The organism is Leptolyngbya subtilissima AS-A7 (assembly GCF_039962255.1).
Taxonomy (GTDB): domain Bacteria; phylum Cyanobacteriota; class Cyanobacteriia; order Phormidesmidales; family Phormidesmidaceae; genus Nodosilinea.
Window position 1 is genome coordinate 40,014 of sequence record NZ_JAMPKY010000010.1, and the last position, 17,857, is coordinate 57,870.

General features: G+C 56.0%; 16 protein-coding genes. 10 read left to right on the plus strand and 6 right to left on the minus strand.

What is annotated here, in order from left to right:
- Positions 1-16: 16 nt before the first annotated feature.
- The 3 genes from NC979_RS20120 to NC979_RS20130 all read right to left on the minus strand — a co-directional run bounded on the left by NC979_RS20120 (position 17) and on the right by NC979_RS20130 (position 5,088).
- Positions 17-1,351, minus strand: a complete 1,335-nt coding sequence (locus NC979_RS20120; RefSeq protein ID WP_190521042.1) for an ABC transporter ATP-binding protein — start codon at positions 1,349-1,351, stop codon at positions 17-19.
- 374 nt (positions 1,352-1,725) lie between these two features.
- Positions 1,726-4,317, minus strand: coding sequence for a leucine--tRNA ligase (gene leuS / locus NC979_RS20125; RefSeq protein ID WP_190521044.1), 2,592 nt, complete (start codon positions 4,315-4,317; stop codon positions 1,726-1,728).
- A 180-nt stretch (positions 4,318-4,497) separates the two neighbouring features.
- Positions 4,498-5,088 (minus strand): chromophore lyase CpcT/CpeT, encoded by a 591-nt coding sequence (locus NC979_RS20130; RefSeq protein ID WP_190521046.1) that lies wholly within the window; start codon positions 5,086-5,088, stop codon positions 4,498-4,500.
- A gap of 77 nt (positions 5,089-5,165) precedes the next feature.
- On the opposite strand from NC979_RS20130, the gene NC979_RS20135 reads away from it, so the two are divergent.
- On the plus strand, positions 5,166-5,522 hold the full coding sequence (locus tag NC979_RS20135) for a VOC family protein (RefSeq protein ID WP_190521048.1): 357 nt from the start codon (positions 5,166-5,168) through the stop codon (positions 5,520-5,522).
- Positions 5,503-6,039 (plus strand): plasmid pRiA4b ORF-3 family protein, encoded by a 537-nt coding sequence (locus tag NC979_RS20140; RefSeq protein WP_206755264.1) that lies wholly within the window; start codon positions 5,503-5,505, stop codon positions 6,037-6,039. Before NC979_RS20135 ends, NC979_RS20140 begins: the two co-directional genes overlap by 20 nt.
- Here NC979_RS20140 and NC979_RS20145 read toward each other — a convergent pair.
- Positions 6,028-7,089, minus strand: a complete 1,062-nt coding sequence (locus tag NC979_RS20145) for a threonine aldolase family protein (RefSeq protein WP_190521052.1) — start codon at positions 7,087-7,089, stop codon at positions 6,028-6,030. The genes NC979_RS20140 and NC979_RS20145 overlap by 12 nt on opposite strands.
- 202 nt (positions 7,090-7,291) lie before the next feature.
- Between NC979_RS20145 and NC979_RS20150 the strand changes: the two genes are divergently transcribed.
- From NC979_RS20150 to NC979_RS20170, 5 genes are all read left to right on the plus strand, one after another.
- Positions 7,292-7,825, plus strand: coding sequence for an LptA/OstA family protein (locus tag NC979_RS20150; protein ID WP_190521054.1), 534 nt, complete (start codon positions 7,292-7,294; stop codon positions 7,823-7,825).
- Between the two features lie 753 nt (positions 7,826-8,578).
- The gene (locus NC979_RS20155; protein WP_190521056.1) at positions 8,579-9,481 is read left to right on the plus strand and encodes a hypothetical protein; all 903 of its coding nucleotides are present in this window, start codon (positions 8,579-8,581) and stop codon (positions 9,479-9,481) included.
- A 145-nt stretch (positions 9,482-9,626) separates the two neighbouring features.
- Positions 9,627-10,874: a glycosyltransferase gene (locus NC979_RS20160; RefSeq protein ID WP_190521057.1), complete on the plus strand. Its 1,248-nt coding sequence runs from the start codon at positions 9,627-9,629 to the stop codon at positions 10,872-10,874.
- 198 nt (positions 10,875-11,072) lie between these two features.
- Positions 11,073-11,801: an LPS export ABC transporter ATP-binding protein gene (lptB, locus tag NC979_RS20165; RefSeq protein ID WP_190521059.1), complete on the plus strand. Its 729-nt coding sequence runs from the start codon at positions 11,073-11,075 to the stop codon at positions 11,799-11,801.
- A gap of 109 nt (positions 11,802-11,910) precedes the next feature.
- Positions 11,911-13,071 carry an LptF/LptG family permease gene (locus NC979_RS20170; protein ID WP_313887254.1) on the plus strand — a complete coding sequence of 387 codons (1,161 nt, stop codon included), beginning with the start codon at positions 11,911-11,913 and terminating at the stop codon, positions 13,069-13,071.
- A 268-nt stretch (positions 13,072-13,339) separates the two neighbouring features.
- On the opposite strand, the gene NC979_RS20175 is transcribed toward NC979_RS20170, so the two are convergent.
- On the minus strand, positions 13,340-14,095 hold the full coding sequence (locus tag NC979_RS20175) for a HEAT repeat domain-containing protein (protein ID WP_190521061.1): 756 nt from the start codon (positions 14,093-14,095) through the stop codon (positions 13,340-13,342).
- Between the two features lie 454 nt (positions 14,096-14,549).
- Between NC979_RS20175 and NC979_RS20180 the strand changes: the two genes are divergently transcribed.
- Positions 14,550-14,987, plus strand: a complete 438-nt coding sequence (locus NC979_RS20180) for a hypothetical protein (RefSeq protein ID WP_190521063.1) — start codon at positions 14,550-14,552, stop codon at positions 14,985-14,987.
- Between the two features lie 19 nt (positions 14,988-15,006).
- Here the strand turns inward: NC979_RS20180 and NC979_RS20185 are convergent, their stop codons facing one another.
- Positions 15,007-15,969 carry a ribonuclease Z gene (locus NC979_RS20185; RefSeq protein WP_190521065.1) on the minus strand — a complete coding sequence of 321 codons (963 nt, stop codon included), beginning with the start codon at positions 15,967-15,969 and terminating at the stop codon, positions 15,007-15,009.
- Positions 15,970-16,163: 194 nt separating this feature from the next.
- On the opposite strand from NC979_RS20185, the gene NC979_RS20190 reads away from it, so the two are divergent.
- Together NC979_RS20190 and NC979_RS20195 are read left to right on the plus strand one after the other, a co-directional pair.
- Positions 16,164-16,508, plus strand: a complete 345-nt coding sequence (locus tag NC979_RS20190) for a hypothetical protein (RefSeq protein WP_190521067.1) — start codon at positions 16,164-16,166, stop codon at positions 16,506-16,508.
- 3 nt (positions 16,509-16,511) lie between these two features.
- Positions 16,512-17,825 (plus strand): recombinase family protein, encoded by a 1,314-nt coding sequence (locus tag NC979_RS20195; RefSeq protein ID WP_190521069.1) that lies wholly within the window; start codon positions 16,512-16,514, stop codon positions 17,823-17,825.
- Positions 17,826-17,857: the final 32 nt, after the last annotated feature.

Sequence of the window (17,857 nt, forward strand, 5' to 3'; positions counted from 1 at the left end):
ACGTAGCGATCTTTTGTTACAGCTCGGTTTGAGCAAGAACGGTCTTGTCTAAATTGTCGCCTTGAAAAGCTTGCCACCGGCTAGGTGTATAAACTTGCGTGTTGGTGGAATACCGCTCGAAATAAGCGTAGCGATTGGTAATTTGCGACTCTTGAACGGCAAATCCTGTTGCCTCATGGACGGCATCGTCGTAGGATTCTCCTTGCTTTTTGACCCAGACATTAATCAAGTATTCTCCTGGAAACAAATGAATGGAGGGTACAGAAGCCTCAATCGTATATGGACCTGAAGTAGTCACATTCAGATCATCTTCCCAGTTAGAAACTAAGTAGTGCAGCCTAACGCCGTGCAGATTGCAGATAGCAATGCCAATCTCATAGCTGTCGCTTGGCATCTTAAAGTCGATCTCAAGTCTAAAGTTGACCGGTTGCCCCATTTGGAGCGTGGTGACACAGTTGCCGTCACCATCTAGAAGACTGAGGCTTTTTAGGGTTGCATACTGCCTTGGGCCGTACCGCTCTTTTGAGCGGGTTGAGAGGTCAACGTATGCTGAGGCAACTAGATTGGTCTCAGAGACGTACTTAGCGATCGCAGTACGAGCATCGCCCCGAAACGACACTTGCCCGTCGCTCAGCATCAGAGCCGTTTGACACAGAGATTCTACTGCAGTCATGTTGTGGCTCACAAAGAGAACGGTCCTACCCTCTTGCTTGGCCACATCACCCATTTTGCCTAAGCACTTTTTTTGAAAAGCGGCATCGCCTACTGCCAGCACTTCATCAACCACTAAAATCTCAGGTTCTAAATGGGCAGCTACGGCAAAGGCAAGCCGAACATACATGCCGCTGGAATAGCGCTTAACCGGCGTGTCTAAAAACCTAGAGACTTCTGCAAACTCTACGATTTCATCAAACCTGCGATTAATTTCTACCCGACTCATGCCCAAAATTGCGCCGTTTAGAAAAATATTCTCGCGCCCAGTTAGTTCAGGGTGAAACCCAGTGCCCACCTCTAACAAACTGGCCACCCGTCCCCGCAGGCGTACTCGCCCCGTCGTAGGTTCGGTAATGCGGCTAAGAATTTTGAGCAGTGTGGACTTGCCCGCCCCATTGCGGCCAATAATGCCGACAACTTCGCCCTGCTTTACCTCAAAAGAAACATCCTTCAGCGCCCAAAACTCGTCGTGTTGATGTTTGACACTGGGCTTGAGCGGATGGCGCAGGCGACGGCTAAAAGATTTGACTCTATCAGCAAGGACATCGCGTAAGGCTACATAGCGAGAGCTGCCCTGCTGCTGGCCAAGGACATACTTCTTGCCGAGGTTCTCGACTTGAATGACTGAGTCTGACATTAAGGGGCTGTGGAACGGGGGCAGTTCACCTAGCTGGCGCATCCGCCATTGTGCTCATTGTGCCCCTAGGCTTTATGAAAGTTGCATGAGTTTATATAACGTCAGCAAAGGTGCGATCCATGCGGCAGAAATACAATATTTCGATGACCAGCATCAGCAAAAAACTAGGCTAGTACAACGATACGTCACGACAAATGCTAACTCAGCGAAAGCTGTCGATTAGCCCCTACCAGAGGATTGAGGGAATATGGCGATCGCTAATGATGCTGGTGCTAAAGCCCACCGTGACATGGTAGAGGCTAAACCAAACTAAATAACGGCACCACGCAGCGAAAGCCGCTGTATTGCATAAGGTGAACTGTAAAACAGGCTCTTTACCCCGCTACTACAAAGTTCACTAGCTTGCCCGGCACCACGATCACCTTCTTGATCTCCTTGCCTTCAAGGTAGCGCTGGGCGACCTCAGATTCGCGGGCGTAGGTTTCTAGCGCCGCTTTGTCGGAGTCGGCGGGCACCTCTAGAGTGCCGCGCGTTTTGCCCATAATTTGGATGACCAGCGTGATCTCATCCACCACCAAGGCCGTGGGGTCAAACACAGGCCAGGGGGCGCGGTGGATCGAGTCGATGTTACCCAACTGGTGCCACAGTTCATCGGCCATGTGGGGCGCAAAGGGGGCCAGCAGCAGCACTAGCGCGCGCACACCCTCGGTATAGACAGGGGAATTCTTAGCAGCAGAATCCGTGAGGGCGTTGCTGAGCTTCATAAGCTCTGAAACGGCGGTGTTGAACTGGTAGTCGCCATCGATGTCTTCAGTGATCGCTTGAATGGCGGTGTGGATGGCGCGACGCAGGGTTTTCTCATCCTTGGAGAGATCGGCGGCTGTATCCCCGGAGGACGAACCACCGTTCGCCCCTACGCTGGCGAGGTATTCGGTGACTAGCCGCCAAACCCGGTTGAGAAAACGAAACTGACCTTCCACATCGGCGTCATCCCACTCCAGGTCTTTTTCGGGCGGGGCTTTGAAGAGAATAAACATGCGGGCGGTGTCGGCCCCGTACTTGGCCAGCACCGATTTGGGGTCTACGCCGTTGTACTTCGACTTCGACATTTTTTCGTAGAACACCTCCAGGGCGTCGCCCGTGTCAGGATCCACAGGGTTCGTAGGATCAGCGACGTTTTCTGGGGCGACGTATTTGCCGGTCTTAGGGTTTTTGTAGGTGGTGTTTTGCACCATGCCCTGGGTCAGCAGCCGCTCAAAGGGTTCATCACAGGAGAGCAGGCCGCGATCGCGCAGCACCTTGGTAATAAACCGCGAGTAAAGCAGGTGCAAAATAGCATGCTCAATGCCGCCCACGTACTGATCTACTGGCATCCAGCCGTTGGCCTGGGCTTGAGCAAAGACCTGCTCGGGGTTCTTGGCATCGGTGTAGCGCAAAAAGTACCAGGACGAGTCGATAAAAGTGTCCATGGTGTCGGTTTCGCGCCGGGCGGGGCGGTTGCAGGTGGGGCAGGGCACATTCACCCAGTCGCCTAACTGAGCCAGGGGCGAGGCTCCCCGCCCCGAAAATTCCACATCCTCGGGTAGGGTCACCGGCAGCTGCTCGTCGGGCACCGGCACAATGCCGCACTCGGGGCAGTGCACCACCGGAATCGGAACGCCCCAGTAGCGCTGGCGGGAAATCAGCCAGTCGCGCAGGCGGTAGTTGGCTTCGCCTTGGCCTTTGTCGTTAGATTCGAGCCAGTGAATGGCGGCTGGGACGCTTTCGGCTTCACCTTTGCCCGCTGGAATGTCATTGAGCGGCCCGGAGTTGATCATGACGCCTTCTCCGGCCCAAGCGGCGGTCATGGTGTTGCCGTCGAGAGATTCTCCCACCGGTTGCACCACGACCTTGACGGGCAGGCCAAACTTGCGGGCAAACTCAAAGTCGCGCTGGTCATGAGCGGGCACCGCCATAATCGCCCCGGTACCGTAGCCCATCAGCACATAGTCTGCGATCCAGATGGGAATTTTGACATCGTTGACGGGGTTCACGGCATAGCTGCCCGTCCACACGCCGGTTTTTTCGCGGTCTTCGGCGGTGCGATCGATCTCGCTTTTAGCGGCGGCGGCCTTGCGGTAGTCGTCTACGGCAGCAACGCGATCGGGCGCAGTTAGCTTCTCCACCAGTGGATGCTCGGGCGACAGCACCATAAAGGTCGCCCCCCACAGGGTATCGGGCCGGGTGGTGAATACGGGCAGGGCATCCCCCGCCTCGCTTTTGAAGACTACCCGTGCCCCGGTCGATTTACCAATCCAGTTGGCCTGCATGGTGCGCACCCGCTCAGGCCAGCCGGGCAGCTTATTCAGGTCTTGCAGCAGCTCTTCGGCGTAGTCGGTAATTTTGAGGAACCACTGGCGCAGCAGCTTTTTCTCGACGATCGCCCCCGATCGCCACGACTTCCCCTCGCTGTCTACCTGCTCGTTGGCCAGCACCGTCTGATCGATGGGGTCCCAGTTGACTGCCGCCTCTTTCTGATAGGCCAGCCCCATCTGCAGCATCTGAATAAAAATCCACTGGGTCCAGCGATAGTAGTCGGGGGCACAGGTAGCCACCTCGCGCTCCCAGTCGTAGGAAAGGCCCAGTTCTTGCAGCTGCGCCCTCATCTGGTCAATATTTTGGTAGGTCCACTTGGCTGGGTGAATGCCGCGATCGATCGCCGCATTCTCCGCTGGTAGACCAAAGGCATCCCAGCCCATGGGATGCAGCACCCGGTAGCCCTGCATGCGCCGCACCCGCGCCACCACATCGGTAATCGTGTAGTTGCGCACATGACCCATGTGCAGGTTCCCCGACGGGTACGGAAACATCGACAGCGCATAGAACTTAGGTTGATCGGGATTCTCGATCGCCCGATCTAGCCCTTGCTTGGCCCAAGCCTGCTGCCACTTCTTCTCGATGTCTGCGGGGATATATTTGGACTCCACGTCCTTGACTCCTAATGCTGCACTGGTGCGATGTTCCCCATCATAGCGATCAGTGGCGGCAGGGGGGAAAGTTGGCGCTGTGGAGTAATGGAGTAGGGGAGTGATGGAGTATGGAGGTGGGGAGTAATGGGAACACTATTACCCCATTACCCGATCACTCCATTACCCCTCCTACTCCTATCACTCCTTCACTTCTTCAGCAAAGCTCGATCGCCGCTTAAACTCAAACGGCCCCGCCAGCGACCCCCACAGGTGCTCGTGGGTTTCTGGGTCGCGGCCCCGGTCCCAGCTGACGAATTGGTCGGCGTCGATTTCAAATTCGCTATCTAAATAGGTAGTCTTGCCGTTGCGCTCAACCATGCAGGCTTTGCCGGGTTGAACCGCTCCCTTAAAGCTGTGGCCTGTCCAGTGGACAATCATGTCGCAGCCAGGGGTTTTTTCAAAATGGTCAGCAGTGAGTTTTGAGAGCTGATCGAGATCGCGAGAGGCTCCGTAGAAGGCTTCGGCATCCTTGAGGGTGTAGTTCTCAATCAAAATGTGATCGCCCTGGGGGATGAGCTTCATGCCTCGGGCGCGGTAGGGCTGCTGGATCATAAAGTCGTAGGCCTGCTCAATGTAAAACCCTAGGCCACCTAGGGTTTCGGTGGGCAGGGGGCGCATGCAGACACGGATGTGGGCAAATAGCGGCGGGTTTTCGAAGGCCTGCTGCTGGTTGCTAAAGTCTGCCGCCATCCAGCGGGCCAGGGTGTGAATGTCGGTGGCGTGGGTCATGGATGGGTTTAGAAATCATCGTGGTAAGGTTGACCCTAGTTTACAGGTTTGACGAGAGACCGTCAGAAAAGACCGCGATGAAAAAGCTCCACCTAGCGCTCTTATCTAGTGATATTGCTGCCTCCGTGGCGGATTATTCAGCTCGTTTGGGATGCAGTCCAGCACTAGTGATTGAGGGTACCTATGCCCTGTGGCGCACGGAGACGCTGAATCTTTCAATTCGCCATGCCCCCGAGATAGCGCCAGGACAGCTACGCCATCTGGGTTGGGAAGATGACGAAGCGCAGGCATTTACTGCCGAGGTGGATGTTAACGGCATTACCTGGGAGCGCTTCGCTGCCCGCCACCAGGCCGAGGAGATTCAAGCCCTATGGCCGGGAACAGATTATCGAGTCGAGGGCGGCAAGGAAACTAATGGACACCATGGAAACTGACTTGACTGCTGAAACCTACCACCTACATGTCGAACTGCTCGACAGTGACCCCTACATCTGGCGACAGGTCACTGTGCGGGGCGATGCCTCCTTGGCAGAACTCCACCGCGTGTTGGCAGCGGCGATGGGGTGGTCAGGAGAGGCTGACTACGTGTTTAAGGGACAGGGTAAGGTTTTGCAGGCTGGGGAAGAGCGATCGCTCTCTACCCTCATCACCCAGCCTGGCGAAGCGCTGATCTACAACTATGCCCCTGCCCAGGGCTGGCTGCATAAAGTTACGTTAGAGGCGATCGCCCCCGTCGACCATCCCCTTCCCCACTGCACTGCCGGAGAGCGGCAATGCCCGCCGGAGTTTTGCAACGGCGTGTGGGACTACGTTGACCTGATCGATCGCCTGGGCGATGGCGATGATCCTGAGGAAATCGATGCTCTCTGGCAAAAAGTCGGCTACGATTTCGACCCCGAACGGTTTGATTTGGCTGCTGCCAACCGGCGATTGCAGGCCCTAGCGGAGTAAGCGCACTGAATCCTGAATGTCTGCGGCTAGCTCATCGATCGCCTCAGTAGTCGTATTCCAGCCACACATCAACCGCGCCCCATCGCTGCCGATAAAGGTGTAGAACTTCCAGCCCCGACGGTAAAGTTCGTCGATAAGAGGCTGAGGCATTTGCACAAACACCCCGTTGGCCTGACGCGGAAACAGAAGCTTCACCTCGGGAATTTGCCGCAGCTGCTGCTCTAGATAAGCGGCCATGTGGTTGGCGTGGTCAGCGTTGCGCAGCCACGCGCCGGTTTCCAACAACCCCAGCCACGGGGCTGAGATAAACCGCATCTTCGAGCACAGCTGCCCAGCCTGTTTGCAACGGTAGGCAAAGTCTTCAGCCAAGCTACGGTCAAAAAAGAGAATCGCCTCGCCAATGCCCATGCCGTTTTTGGTGCCGCAGCAGCAGAGCACGTCAACGCCAGCCTTCCAGGTGAGCTCGGCCGGGGTTTTGCCAGAGGCCGCTAGGGCGTTAGCAAAGCGAGCCCCATCCATATGCACCTTCAGCCCGTGGTGGCGCGCTAGACCGCTGAGGGCCGCTAGCTCATCGGTGGTGTAAAGAGTGCCCACCTCTGTAGCCTGGGTCAGGCTAATTACCTTGGGTTTGGGGTAGTGAATATCGGTACGCTTGGTGATTAGCCGCTCCACGTCGGCGGGATCGAGCTTGCCGTTGTCGCCTTGGGCCAGCAGCAGCTTAGAGCCATTACTGGCGAATTCAGGGGCACCGCATTCGTCGGTTTCGACATGGGCTAACTCGTGGCAGATAACGCTGTGGTACGACTGGCACAGTGCCGCCAAGGTTAAGGAGTTGGCGGCCGTGCCGTTAAAGACAAAAAATACCTCGCAGTCAATTTCAAAGATATTGCGAAAGGCATCCGAAGCCTTTTGAGTCCATTCGTCGTCGCCGTAGGCGGGCACATCTCCCTGATTGGCCTGCAGCAAATAGTCCAAGGCTTCAGGACAGATGCCAGAGTAGTTGTCGCTGGCGAACTGGAGGGGGCGGGTAGTCGGCGGGGCGGTGAGCATGATGGCTTTGGGGTGGAAGTGTTTTGAGGATAGCGTGAGGGAGTCGGGGGGTGAGGCAGGGTATTCTGGGCTACAGCTTTTCTGAGGGATAGGGGTGGACGGCGCTAGGGAGTGGACCAGGAATGGCAGGAGGAGAAGGGGGATGCAGTAAGATTGGGGAGCTATGGAAGCATTGAACCGCAACAGAACTGGACATTGGGCTATGGCGCGTAGGTCTCGCTGGGTTTGGATAGTAGCAGCGGTGGCTGGGGCTTCGGTAGCCCTAGATGGAGGTTCTTTAGCTCCGTTGGGTGGGGCACCGGCCCAGGCCCAGGATGGTGGCACCATCACCCTGCGCTCAGACATTCAAGAAGCCAATGCAGCCACGGGCATCATCACCGCCCGGGGCAATGTGCAGATCGATTACCCAACCCGCGGCATTCAGGCTACGTCGGCCCAGGCTGACTATTTCAGCAATGAGGATCGCATTGTGCTCAGCGGCAATGTCGTCGTAACGCAGAAGGGCAACACGCTGCGGGCCGAGGTAGTCACTTACCTGATCGAAGAAGATCGCTTTGTGGCTACCCCTCGTCCCAACGATCAGGTTGAGGCGGTTTATATTCTGCCTGAGTCACCGCCGGCACCGACATCAAACAGCGGCGGGGCCGGCGATCGCCCTCCTGCCCCACGCCCTCCGGTGGTGCTAGATGTTAGCCCGGTTGAGGATGGAGCTCAGCCTTTGAATCCGGCTCAATAAAACGCTGTTTCCTAACTCTCAAAAGCTTTTTGGAAGTATCAGTTGCTACCAAAAAGCTGTATCTAGATTGGTGAGGGGTTTGGCCCACTTGACGTAAACAATCACAATGTTACGCTCGACAAGCTGTTTAGCGTTAGCTTCGATTACCAATTGCCTAATACCGTAAAGCTAAATTTGTTTCCTTAAACTTTATCAATTTCTTACGAATCAAGGATAGTTTGAGAAGCCTTTTCGCGCGATCGCAGGTTATTACCCCCGATTTAGCTAACATAAGTATGCACACACGCAGTAGAAGATTCGTATTGTAGCTCTGTCCAAATCGGTCAGATCGGTATTGATGTTCAAACTGGCTATGCTTTAAGTGTTCCCTGAATTATTAGAGACTGCTGCACGATTAACCAAGCTAAGTTGGTTCCTCCAGAATGAAACGCTGGTGAAATTGCGCAGGCCGAAAAAATTACTTGTGGTTTCTAGGCCGTTGAGTACGTGATATTGCGATATTAGCTTGATGCTAAATCTGTCTTTAGTGTCGGCTAGCTTGTGGTGACTTGACACTTTTTTAAACTAATGAAGTCTTATTGTTTTAGGGGCTTGTAGATGTCCCTAAAGACAGCTCTAGCGCTTTTTTGTAAGCGCTTAGAAGTTGTCTTTACTCCTAGGAATCGTCACGCATAGTATTTCTTTGAGCTAATCGATATGCTTACCCACTTTCCTTGCGTTCCATTTCTGTCGGAAGCTTCTGCCGTCAGGCTAATGCAACGCTCGCTCAACAAATTAAAGACTATTCTGCGGCTCTTTTGGGGCGATCCTAAGTTTTTAGTAATGAGCTGGCTAGCTCGTTTCATTGCAATTCGAGAGTGGGTTGCCCGTCGCGGTAGATATCTTCCCCCCGCGGTGCTCGATGCGACAGTGATTCACGCAACGGAGGGGGCCTGTCCTCTAATGAGCCCAGGCCAAGTGGCACAACTGATTCGCACCAACGGCTACTATGTTGGGTTTTCGCTACAGCCCAGCATTCTGCAGGGGTTGTTAACCTTTGCCAAGACGACGCCCTGTTATGCCAACCGCAATCCATCCCAACCGTTTTACATTCAGAACAAAGACAAAATAGTTAAAGACCTGGACACACCGCTGCTGGTGGCTGGCTATTTAGACAGCCATGAATCGTGCCAGGCCTATCAAAAAATTAAGCATGATCCTTACCTTTTAGCGATCGCTAGTCAGTACCTCAACCACCCAGCGGTGTACCTCCGAGGCGAGCTAGCGTGGGGGTTTCCGGCTCCTGCTACCCTAGACGACAAAATTAAAACAGCGCGGGTTTACCACTGTGACATCAATGACTTTAAAACGATCAAATTTTTCTTTTACCTCACTGAAGTGGGCGAGGACGAAGGCCCCCATGTCTATATGCAGGGCACTCACCGTACGAGAAAGTTTAGCCACCAGGGGCTGGGTCAGCGCTGCGCGGCGATCGATGACGAAACCCTGGTTCAAACCTATGGCCGCGATCGCGTTCAGGTGGTTACCGGTGCCGCTGGACTAGGCTTTGCAGGAGATCCCTACTGCCTACACAAGGGCACTGTACCCACCAAAAATCCTCGACTGCTGCTACAGCTAGAATTTGGCATTACCCCCTACCGCATCTGGTACTTTTAGGGTTTGTGATGTTTGCGCTCCTTAATTTTTTTATCCTCAGGAGCTTGGCCCATATTATTCTCAACTAACCTTTAGAATAGGGCGTTTGCTAACATCATTTTTGCCTGCAATTGTTAAGGCGTATCCGTTAGGAATAAATATAGAGATGTCGATCGCTCAACTTGACGCTGCTGAGCAGGAGCCTAGAAAAATAGCTTACCTGGTTAATCAGTACCCTAAGGTTAGCCATAGTTTTATTCGCCGTGAAATTGCTGCCCTTGAAACCCAAGGGCTAACGGTAGCTAGGTTTTCGATTCGCTCCTGTGCTGATGAGCTGGTAGACCCAGACGACGTCAAAGAGCTAGACAAAACTCAGATCGTGCTAGACCATCCCTGGTCTGAGCTACTATTCACTATCGCCCAGGTTGTGCTGCAGCGACCCATAGCGTTTGTAACTGCCCTCAGCTTGGCCTTTCAGCTCGGCTTTAAGGACGAGTCGGGGCCGCTGTATCACTTGGCATACCTGGCCGAAGCCTGTGTGCTGCTGGCTTGGTTTGAAGCTGCCAATATCGACCATGTGCACGCCCACTTTGGCACCAACTCGACGACCGTAGCCATGCTGTGCCATGTACTAGGCGGGCCACCCTACAGCTTTACGGTGCATGGCCCAGAAGAGTTTGACAAAGTGAGGGCGATTTCGCTAGCCGAAAAAATCAGGCGCGCTGCCTTTGTCGTCGCCATTAGTTCCTTTGGCAAGAGCCAACTGTACCGCTGGACAGCCCTGGAAGACTGGCCCAAAGTCCACGTCGTGCACTGCGGACTCGATCAAAACTTTCTAGCCCAAGAGTTTACACCTATTCCAGAGCAGCGCCACCTGGTCTGTGTGGGGCGACTCAGTGGGCAAAAGGGCCATTTGCTGCTGCTGGAGGCCGTCAAGCAGCTTGTCGATACAGGCTATCGATTTACCGTTGTGCTGGCGGGTGATGGCGAAATGCGATCGCAGGTCGAAGGGTTAATTACTGCCTACGGATTGCAAAACTGCGTTTCAATTACGGGGTGGGTTTCTAGTGAAGTTGTCAAAGCCCAGTTACTCAAAGCTCAGGCGCTGGTATTGCCCAGCTTTGCCGAAGGCTTGCCCGTCGTTATTATGGAGGCCTTGGCCCTAGGACGACCGGTCATTACTACCTCGATCGCTGGCATTCCTGAGCTGGTCGAAACTGGCGTCAACGGCTGGCTGGTCGTACCCGGATCGGTGGAGTCGCTGGTCGAGGCTATGCGCACTGCCCTTGATACCTCCCCAGCAGAGCTAGAAACGATGGGCAAATCAGGCATGGCAAAAGTCGCGCAGCGGCACAATGTCGACCTTGAGGCTGCCCATCTGGCCCAGCTTTTTGTTGAGAGTGGCCAAAGATAGGCAGGTTTTCTAAGTTTGTCTCCGGCCCTCAGTAGTTGTGTAGGGCTGGGCTCTCAAGGACGCCTTGGCAAAGCCCCCAGCCCAGCAATTTCGGCGAAGTGCCTTGAACTGGCTTGTCGGGGGTCGCTGCCTAGAGTAGGGAAGAGCTTTGATACAATTTATGCAGCTCAATCAACCTCTACTGGCCCAGGCGCGCCCTTGAAAATCGTACTTGACAACGTTCAAAAGACCTATGGCAAGCGTCAGGTGGTCAACCGGGTTAGCTTGTCAGTAGCCCAGGGCGAAATTGTTGGCCTGCTAGGGCCGAACGGCGCAGGCAAAACCACAACCTTTTATATGGCGACTGGCCTGGAGCGACCCGATGCAGGCAAGGTTTGCCTTGACCAGATCGATATTACTGACCTGCCTATGCATCAGCGAGCGAGGCTAGGCATTGGCTACTTGGCCCAGGAACCAAGCATTTTTCGCAACCTGTCGGTAGCCGACAACATTTTGTTGGTAATGCAGCAGACACGTGTCCCCCCAGAGGAGTATGGCGATCGCCTTCAAGATTTGCTCAAGGAATTTCGCCTGGAAAAAGTAGCTAACACCCTTGGCATTCAGGTGTCAGGGGGAGAACGGCGCCGTACAGAACTGGCCCGCTCTCTAGCCTCTGGCCCCGAAGGTCCCAGCTTTCTGTTCTTGGATGAACCCTTCGCTGGGGTTGACCCCATTGCTGTCAACGAGATTCAGGAGATTGTGGCTAAACTGCGCGATCGCGACATGGGTATCCTTATCACTGATCACAATGTGCGCGAGACCCTGCGCATTATCGATCGCGCCTACATCATGAGCGACGGGCAAATTCTCGCCTCGGGCAACGCTGACGATCTCTCCAACAATCCCCTGGTGCGTGAGCACTACCTGGGCAAAGACTTCGCTATTTAGCCACCTCATCCTTCGACTGCCTGGTCCAAAAACTCAACGGGCAATGGGTACTACGCATCCCTGGCCCCCTTTGCCCATAATGTAGAGTCAGGCCTCTTACCGTTAACTTATGGCTTCAGCTCCTGCTACCTTTAAGCGCCTCGGCTCCCCGCTGCTAACGGTGATGGATCGCTACATCGCTAAAGAGCTGACCATGCCCTTTTTGTTTGGAGTGGGGGCATTCTCTTCCATTGGCATTTCGATTGGGGCGCTGTTTGAGCTAATTCGCCGTATCACCGAGTCGGGGCTAGCCATTACCCTGGCGGCGCAGATCTTTCTGCTCAAGCTGCCCGAGTTCATCGTGCTGGCCTTTCCCATGTCGACGCTGCTGGCCACCATGATGACCTACAGCCGTTTCTCCAGCGACAGCGAGCTAATTGCCCTACGGGGGGTGGGGGTAAGCATTCGCCGCATTATTACCCCGGCCGTGGTGCTCAGCTTGCTGGTGACGGGGCTCACCTTTGTGTTCAACGAGCTGATTACCCCCGCCGCCAACTATCGGGCCGCCATCACCCTAGAGCAGGCGCTGAAGTCAGAGCGGCCCCCGTTTCAGGAACGCAACATCTTTTACCAGGAGTTTCAGCCCGCCAGCGACGACCCTGCTGCCCAGGAGCTGAAGCGCCAGTTCTACGCCCGCCGCTTCGACGGCACCACCATGCACGGGCTGACTATTCTTGACTTTTCCCAGAAAGGGCTCAACCAAGTGGTCAGCGCCGAGTCAGCCAACTGGGATGTGGAGAGCAACGCCTGGACCTTCTACAACGGCACTATCTACGTGGTAGCTCCCGACGGATCCTTCCGCAATATCATCACCTTTGAAACCCAGAAGCTGCAGCTGCCCCGTACCCCCCTAGATTTGGCAGGCCGCACCAAAAATGACACTGAGATGAACATTGCTGAGGCCACCCAGCAACTAGAACTGGTGCGCCAGAGCGGTGACGAAAAGATGATCCGCCGCTGGCAGATTCGCATTATGCAGAAGTATGCACTGCCCTTTGTTTGCGTGGTGTTTGGCCTGGTGGGGGCCTCCATTGGGGTGCTGCCCCAGCGCACCAGCCGCGCCACCAGCTTTGGCATCAGCATTGTGATTATTTTTGGCTACTACCTGCTCTCGTTCATTACCAACGCTATGGGCGAGGTGGGGGCGCTGTCGCCATTTATGTCGGCCTGGCTGCCGACGCTGTTGGGGTTGGCGATTGGCCTATATCTGCTGTTTCGAGCGTCTAAGTAATCTTCGTTCGGGATTAGGAAGTATTTGGTTTTAGGTTGGAACGTTCTAACCCGTTAACTTTTTAACTAAAACGGTAAGCTTTAATAAATCACAAACACGCTTTCTTGCCGTAATCCAGCCCTCTCCCCCAGCCCCTCTCCCAGGAAGGAGAGGGGAGCCGGAAAACTTTCAAAGTCCCTCTCCCAGCTTGGGAGAGGGATTTAGGACGAGGGCTGCGGGGACTTTGTGATCTACTGAGTTCACGTATCTCCCCTGATCCGATCCTTTGCTAAAAAAAGAAACCATCCTGCTCGATTTCTTCGATGGTTTGTAGACCGCGCGTATCGCCTACCTTGAGCAGGGCGGTGCGGGCGTCTTCGCGCACACCCAGGTCATCTTCTTCGGCGAAGCTTTCGATCAGGGCATCGATCGCCGTGTGATAGACCACGTTGGAGGGCAGCTCGCGGCAGAGCTGGCCTACAGTCCAAGCGCAGTTGCTACGCACTGCCGGAACTGGGTCGCGGCGCAGCCCTTCGATCAGGGGGGGGATGGCGGCAATGACCGACTCGTAGTTGACCTGGGCCATCTGAGCCAGGGCGCTGGCTGCCCACAGCCGCACGGCGGCAATATCGGTGCGCAGGGCTTCGATCAGCGGCAGCAGCGATCGCGCATCGTGGGCGTTGCCCAGGGCCCATACCAAGCCCTTGCGCACGTAACCATTCCAGTCGGTGGTCAGCTGGGCAATGATAGGCTCTACCGCCGAGCGATCAGGGTTGCGGCCCAGGGCGTAGGCGGCACTCACCCGCACCAGGGGGCAGGGATCGCTCAGCAGCGTTGTCAGGGGGCCCACCGCCCGCCTGTCTTCTACCTCGCAAAATGCCCGCGCCGCCAGCATGCGCTGCTGCGGATCGGTGGCGGTTAGCAGGGGCAGCATCGCCTCGGGGTCGAACTGGGGAGCTTGTTCCTCGTCTACGGGGCCCAGGGCATCGAGGGGGTCAGCAAACTCCAGGTCGGGGTTTAGGGTGGAGAGATCGTCGTCATACATAGGGCTACTTTATCCGGTTACGCGGCACTTTTAGCGCTGGCAAGGGCACTCTGCAAACTTTCGTTAAGCAGGACAAAGGGCCATAGTTAATGCGGCTGGGCAGTGGTTTAAGGAGGGCGATCGCCAGCAGTTCCCAGGTCTAGCTCTGCCAGCTGAATTTTCTAGCTGTTATGTAAAAAACTACATTGAGCAGACCGTAGGGTAGATTCTCTAGCCCTGGAGAGGCGAAATAACCTACCTCGAAGCAGGTTTGTCAGATTTGATTTCCGAAGAATATCAGTAGATACCTGTGGCCCAAGCCAGGCAGCCGCTAGGATGAGACCATTCGACCGGGGCTGCGCAAAGGAGCATTGGCAACGCTTCATTCTGCCTGGCAAAGCACATTGTGTCAGGTCATCAATGCCTGTTTAGACCCCAGGAAGCCTCCGCCAAAGTAATTAGGAACCTCACCGCCATGGCATCCCAGGACCAAGTTAGAAATTTTTTAGCCCACTGGTTTCAGCTGGGCAAACCAGTCGTGCTGGCCGAAGGTCGAGGCGAACAGCTGCCCGACCCGATCTTTCAAAATGGTCAATATAGCCAAGCCTTTGAAGACTGCTGGCACCGCATTATGGTGACCAGTGGCCAAGATTGCTATCTCAAAGGCACCAGCCAAAGCATTGCGGCGATGCTGTCGCCCGCCTGGGATGTAGCCCCCTGTGCTCGCTGTGAAATGCCGATTGTTATTCCCACGGCCGGTACGATGACGGAGCTCTGCCCCTGCAATGACCTGGCCACCTGGCCCAACACAGAGATTCCCATGCCCCGCACCGCGGTGGATAACCAGCACCATTTAACAGCGTTGAGACAGCGGTTAAATGTGGCGCCGAGTAAGCCTGCCGCCAATCGCTAGAGTTGATCTCTCGCCAGACCTAGACGGAAGAGGACGCCAGCACCTTCTCGTCATGGCGCGGGATGTCGTAGACCAGAAAGTCGTGGGCTAGGTTAGTGTTGGGAAAAATGGCCCGGGCCTCGGCCAGTAGGTCGGGCAGCTGAATATCGTTGCCGGGGGCGTAGCGAGGGCTGAAGTGGGTCATGATTAGCTGTTTGGCCTGGGCGCTAAGGGCGACCTGAGCTGCCATAGTTGAGGTGGAGTGTAGCCGCTGGTAGGCTAAGTCGGCATCACGGTGAGAGAAGGTAGCCTCGTGGATCAATACGTCGGCTTGGGTGGCGAGGGTGACGGCGCGATCGCAATAAATTGTATCGGTGCAGTACACCAGCTTGCGCCCCACCAGATCTGGCCCGCAGAGGTCGGCCCCGTTGATGGTGCGACCGTCATCGAGCTTGACCCGCTGCCCCTGCTTCAGCTGACCGTAGATGGGGCCCGAGGGAATGCCTAGGGCCTGGGCGCGTTTGACGTCGAAGTGGCCGGGGCGATCGCGCTCCTCAATGCGATAGCCGTAGGCGGGCACCCGGTGCTCTAGCAGGTCGCAGGTCACCCGAAAGTCGTCATCCTCAAACACCAAGCCCGGCTCCACGGCGTGGATTTTGATCGGCAGCGAAAAGTGGGTTTGGGAATAGCGGCGGCTGGCCTGCAGGTAGTCATTGAGGGGTTTGGGGCCATAGATATCGATGCGCTGCTGCCGATTGCCCGCCAGGCCACAGCTGGCTAGCAGCCCCATTAGGCCAAAAATGTGGTCGCCGTGCATGTGGGTAATAAAGATGCGGCGAATCTGGCTCGACTTAAACTCGCTGCGCAAAAACTGGTGCTGGGTGCCTTCGCCACAGTCAAACAGCCACACCTCGGCCCGCTGGGGCAGCCGCAGGGCCACACTCGACACATTGCGGGCGCGGGTTGGCACGCCAGAACTGGTACCCAAAAATGTAATCTGCAAAGAAATCGCCTCTGGGAAACGCGAGGAGCTAGGAGGGCAAGCCCATAGCCCCAGCTTACCCACCTATCTTGCCACGACCCAGAGCCAATGGCCGGAGCCAACGGTATGAAACTAAAGCCGCAGAGTATTATCGACACAGGGGGGCATCCCTGCCCAAGGCCACAAACCAAAGCCGCAGCGATGAGGAAACACCAATGATTTCAATGACCTATTTGCTGACGGCGATGCTGACGGGGCTGGGTCTGGTGGCCACGATTCCCGCTATGCAGGCGGCTCCGCCGAGCATGCACTACGCCTGGCAGGTCTTAGGCATCGATACTGCCCAGTGTCTGAGCCAGGCTCGACAAGCGCTAGAATCTCAGGGATTAGAGCCGGTGCAAAACGATGCCACCAGCGTGGCGGGGCGCTCTGAGACGGCAACGGCGATGTTTGTGTGTGTCGAGAACCCACCAGCCACTACCACGGTGATGGTAGTGGTAGCCAGTGACAGCGACGAACAGGCGCTGGCCCTGCGTGAAGCGCTGAAGCAAGCGTTCTAGGTCATGCGCATTGTCGCCTACTACTACCGAGAAATTGAGGCCCCAACCGCTCCCTTCCTTGAGACTCTAGGGGCAGAGATGCTGGCATCGGTGGAACGGGTATACACCGATGTAGCATTGCCGACGGAGCTAGAGTATCGGCCAGAGCGCGATCGCCTGCTGGCTGACCTGCAAGCTAATCCCGCCGATCGGGTTTTGGTGGACAACCTTGCTGCCCTGGGCAACAATCCCGAAGATATTTGCCACTGGGTGCAGGCACTGGCCTCTGCTGGGGCTGAAGTGGTCACTCTAACCGATGATGCCGTTGATTTAGACAGCATCTTGCAGGGGGCCAACTTGGCTAGCGATCAGCGCCGCCGCCGCCTGCGCGAGGGTCATGCCCGCAGCCGCCTACAGGCGCTACCGCCCCCGGGCAAGCCGCCCTACGGCTACCGTCGGGGACAGGGCCGTTACCTGATCGATCGCGCCACGGCTCCGGTAGTCACCGCCTTTGTCAACGAATTCTTGCTCTACGGCTCGCTGCGGGGGGCAGTGCGGTTCATCGAGGGCAAGCTGGGCAAGCGAATTTCGGTGTCTACCGGGCGGCGCTGGCTCACCCACCCGGTGTATCGGGGCGACCTGCAATACCAGGATGGCAATGTCCTGCGCGACACTCACGCCGCTATTATCAGCCGCGAAGAGGCGGCCCAGATCGATCGCCTGCTGCGCCGCAACCGCCCCCTGCCGCCGCGCACCGCTGGGGCACCGCGATCGCTAGCCGGCCTCGTCACCTGTCAATCATGCGGTCAACCTCTGACCATTTCAAAAACCGCTCCCCGGGGCCAGGCCAAAAGCTATCTTTACCTGCGATCTAGCGGCTGCCCTAAAGCTCCCCGCTGCCCCGCCATTCCCTACGACGACGCCCTGCATCGCATCGTGAATCAGATCTGTCAGGAGTTGCCCCCGGCGGTGGCCCAATTCACGGCCAGAATTCCCCCCGGTGCTCCCGCCCCCGGCACCAGTTTGCAGGGTGCGATCGCTGCTAAGGAAGCCGCGATCGCCCAGCTACCCACCCTAGAAGAATCTGGCGTTCTGGACGCTGAAACTGCTGCTTTACGCCGCTACAAGCTAAGGGGCGAAATTTCCACTCTGCACCAGCAGCTTGCTCAGCTACCCCCCGTCAACTTGCAAGAGCTGTCCCAGTCAGTGTCAATTCCCCAGTTTTGGCTCGATCTCTCTGAAGCCGAGCGGCGCTTCTTCTTCCGCGAATTCATCCGCAACATCCAGATCGTGCGACAGGGTAAAGACTGGTGGATAGAGTTGGTACTGGTGTTTTAGAGGTAATTGCCTTGAAAATCCTCTAACTCAGC

Excerpts from the sequence above, each read along its gene's own strand:
- NC979_RS20120 (WP_190521042.1), bottom strand. The coding sequence starts at position 1,351 with ATGTCAGACTCAGTCATTCAAGTCGAGAACCTCGGCAAGAAGTATGTC.
- NC979_RS20130 (WP_190521046.1), bottom strand. The coding sequence starts at position 5,088 with ATGACCCACGCCACCGACATTCACACCCTGGCCCGCTGGATGGCGGCA.
- NC979_RS20135 (WP_190521048.1), top strand. The coding sequence starts at position 5,166 with ATGAAAAAGCTCCACCTAGCGCTCTTATCTAGTGATATTGCTGCCTCC.
- NC979_RS20140 (WP_206755264.1), top strand. The coding sequence starts at position 5,503 with ATGGACACCATGGAAACTGACTTGACTGCTGAAACCTACCACCTACAT.
- NC979_RS20145 (WP_190521052.1), bottom strand. The coding sequence starts at position 7,089 with ATGCTCACCGCCCCGCCGACTACCCGCCCCCTCCAGTTCGCCAGCGAC.
- NC979_RS20150 (WP_190521054.1), top strand. The coding sequence starts at position 7,292 with ATGGCGCGTAGGTCTCGCTGGGTTTGGATAGTAGCAGCGGTGGCTGGG.
- NC979_RS20155 (WP_190521056.1), top strand. The coding sequence starts at position 8,579 with ATGCAACGCTCGCTCAACAAATTAAAGACTATTCTGCGGCTCTTTTGG.
- NC979_RS20160 (WP_190521057.1), top strand. The coding sequence starts at position 9,627 with ATGTCGATCGCTCAACTTGACGCTGCTGAGCAGGAGCCTAGAAAAATA.
- NC979_RS20170 (WP_313887254.1), top strand. The coding sequence starts at position 11,911 with ATGGCTTCAGCTCCTGCTACCTTTAAGCGCCTCGGCTCCCCGCTGCTA.
- NC979_RS20175 (WP_190521061.1), bottom strand. The coding sequence starts at position 14,095 with ATGTATGACGACGATCTCTCCACCCTAAACCCCGACCTGGAGTTTGCT.
- NC979_RS20180 (WP_190521063.1), top strand. The coding sequence starts at position 14,550 with ATGGCATCCCAGGACCAAGTTAGAAATTTTTTAGCCCACTGGTTTCAG.
- NC979_RS20190 (WP_190521067.1), top strand. The coding sequence starts at position 16,164 with ATGATTTCAATGACCTATTTGCTGACGGCGATGCTGACGGGGCTGGGT.
- NC979_RS20195 (WP_190521069.1), top strand. The coding sequence starts at position 16,512 with ATGCGCATTGTCGCCTACTACTACCGAGAAATTGAGGCCCCAACCGCT.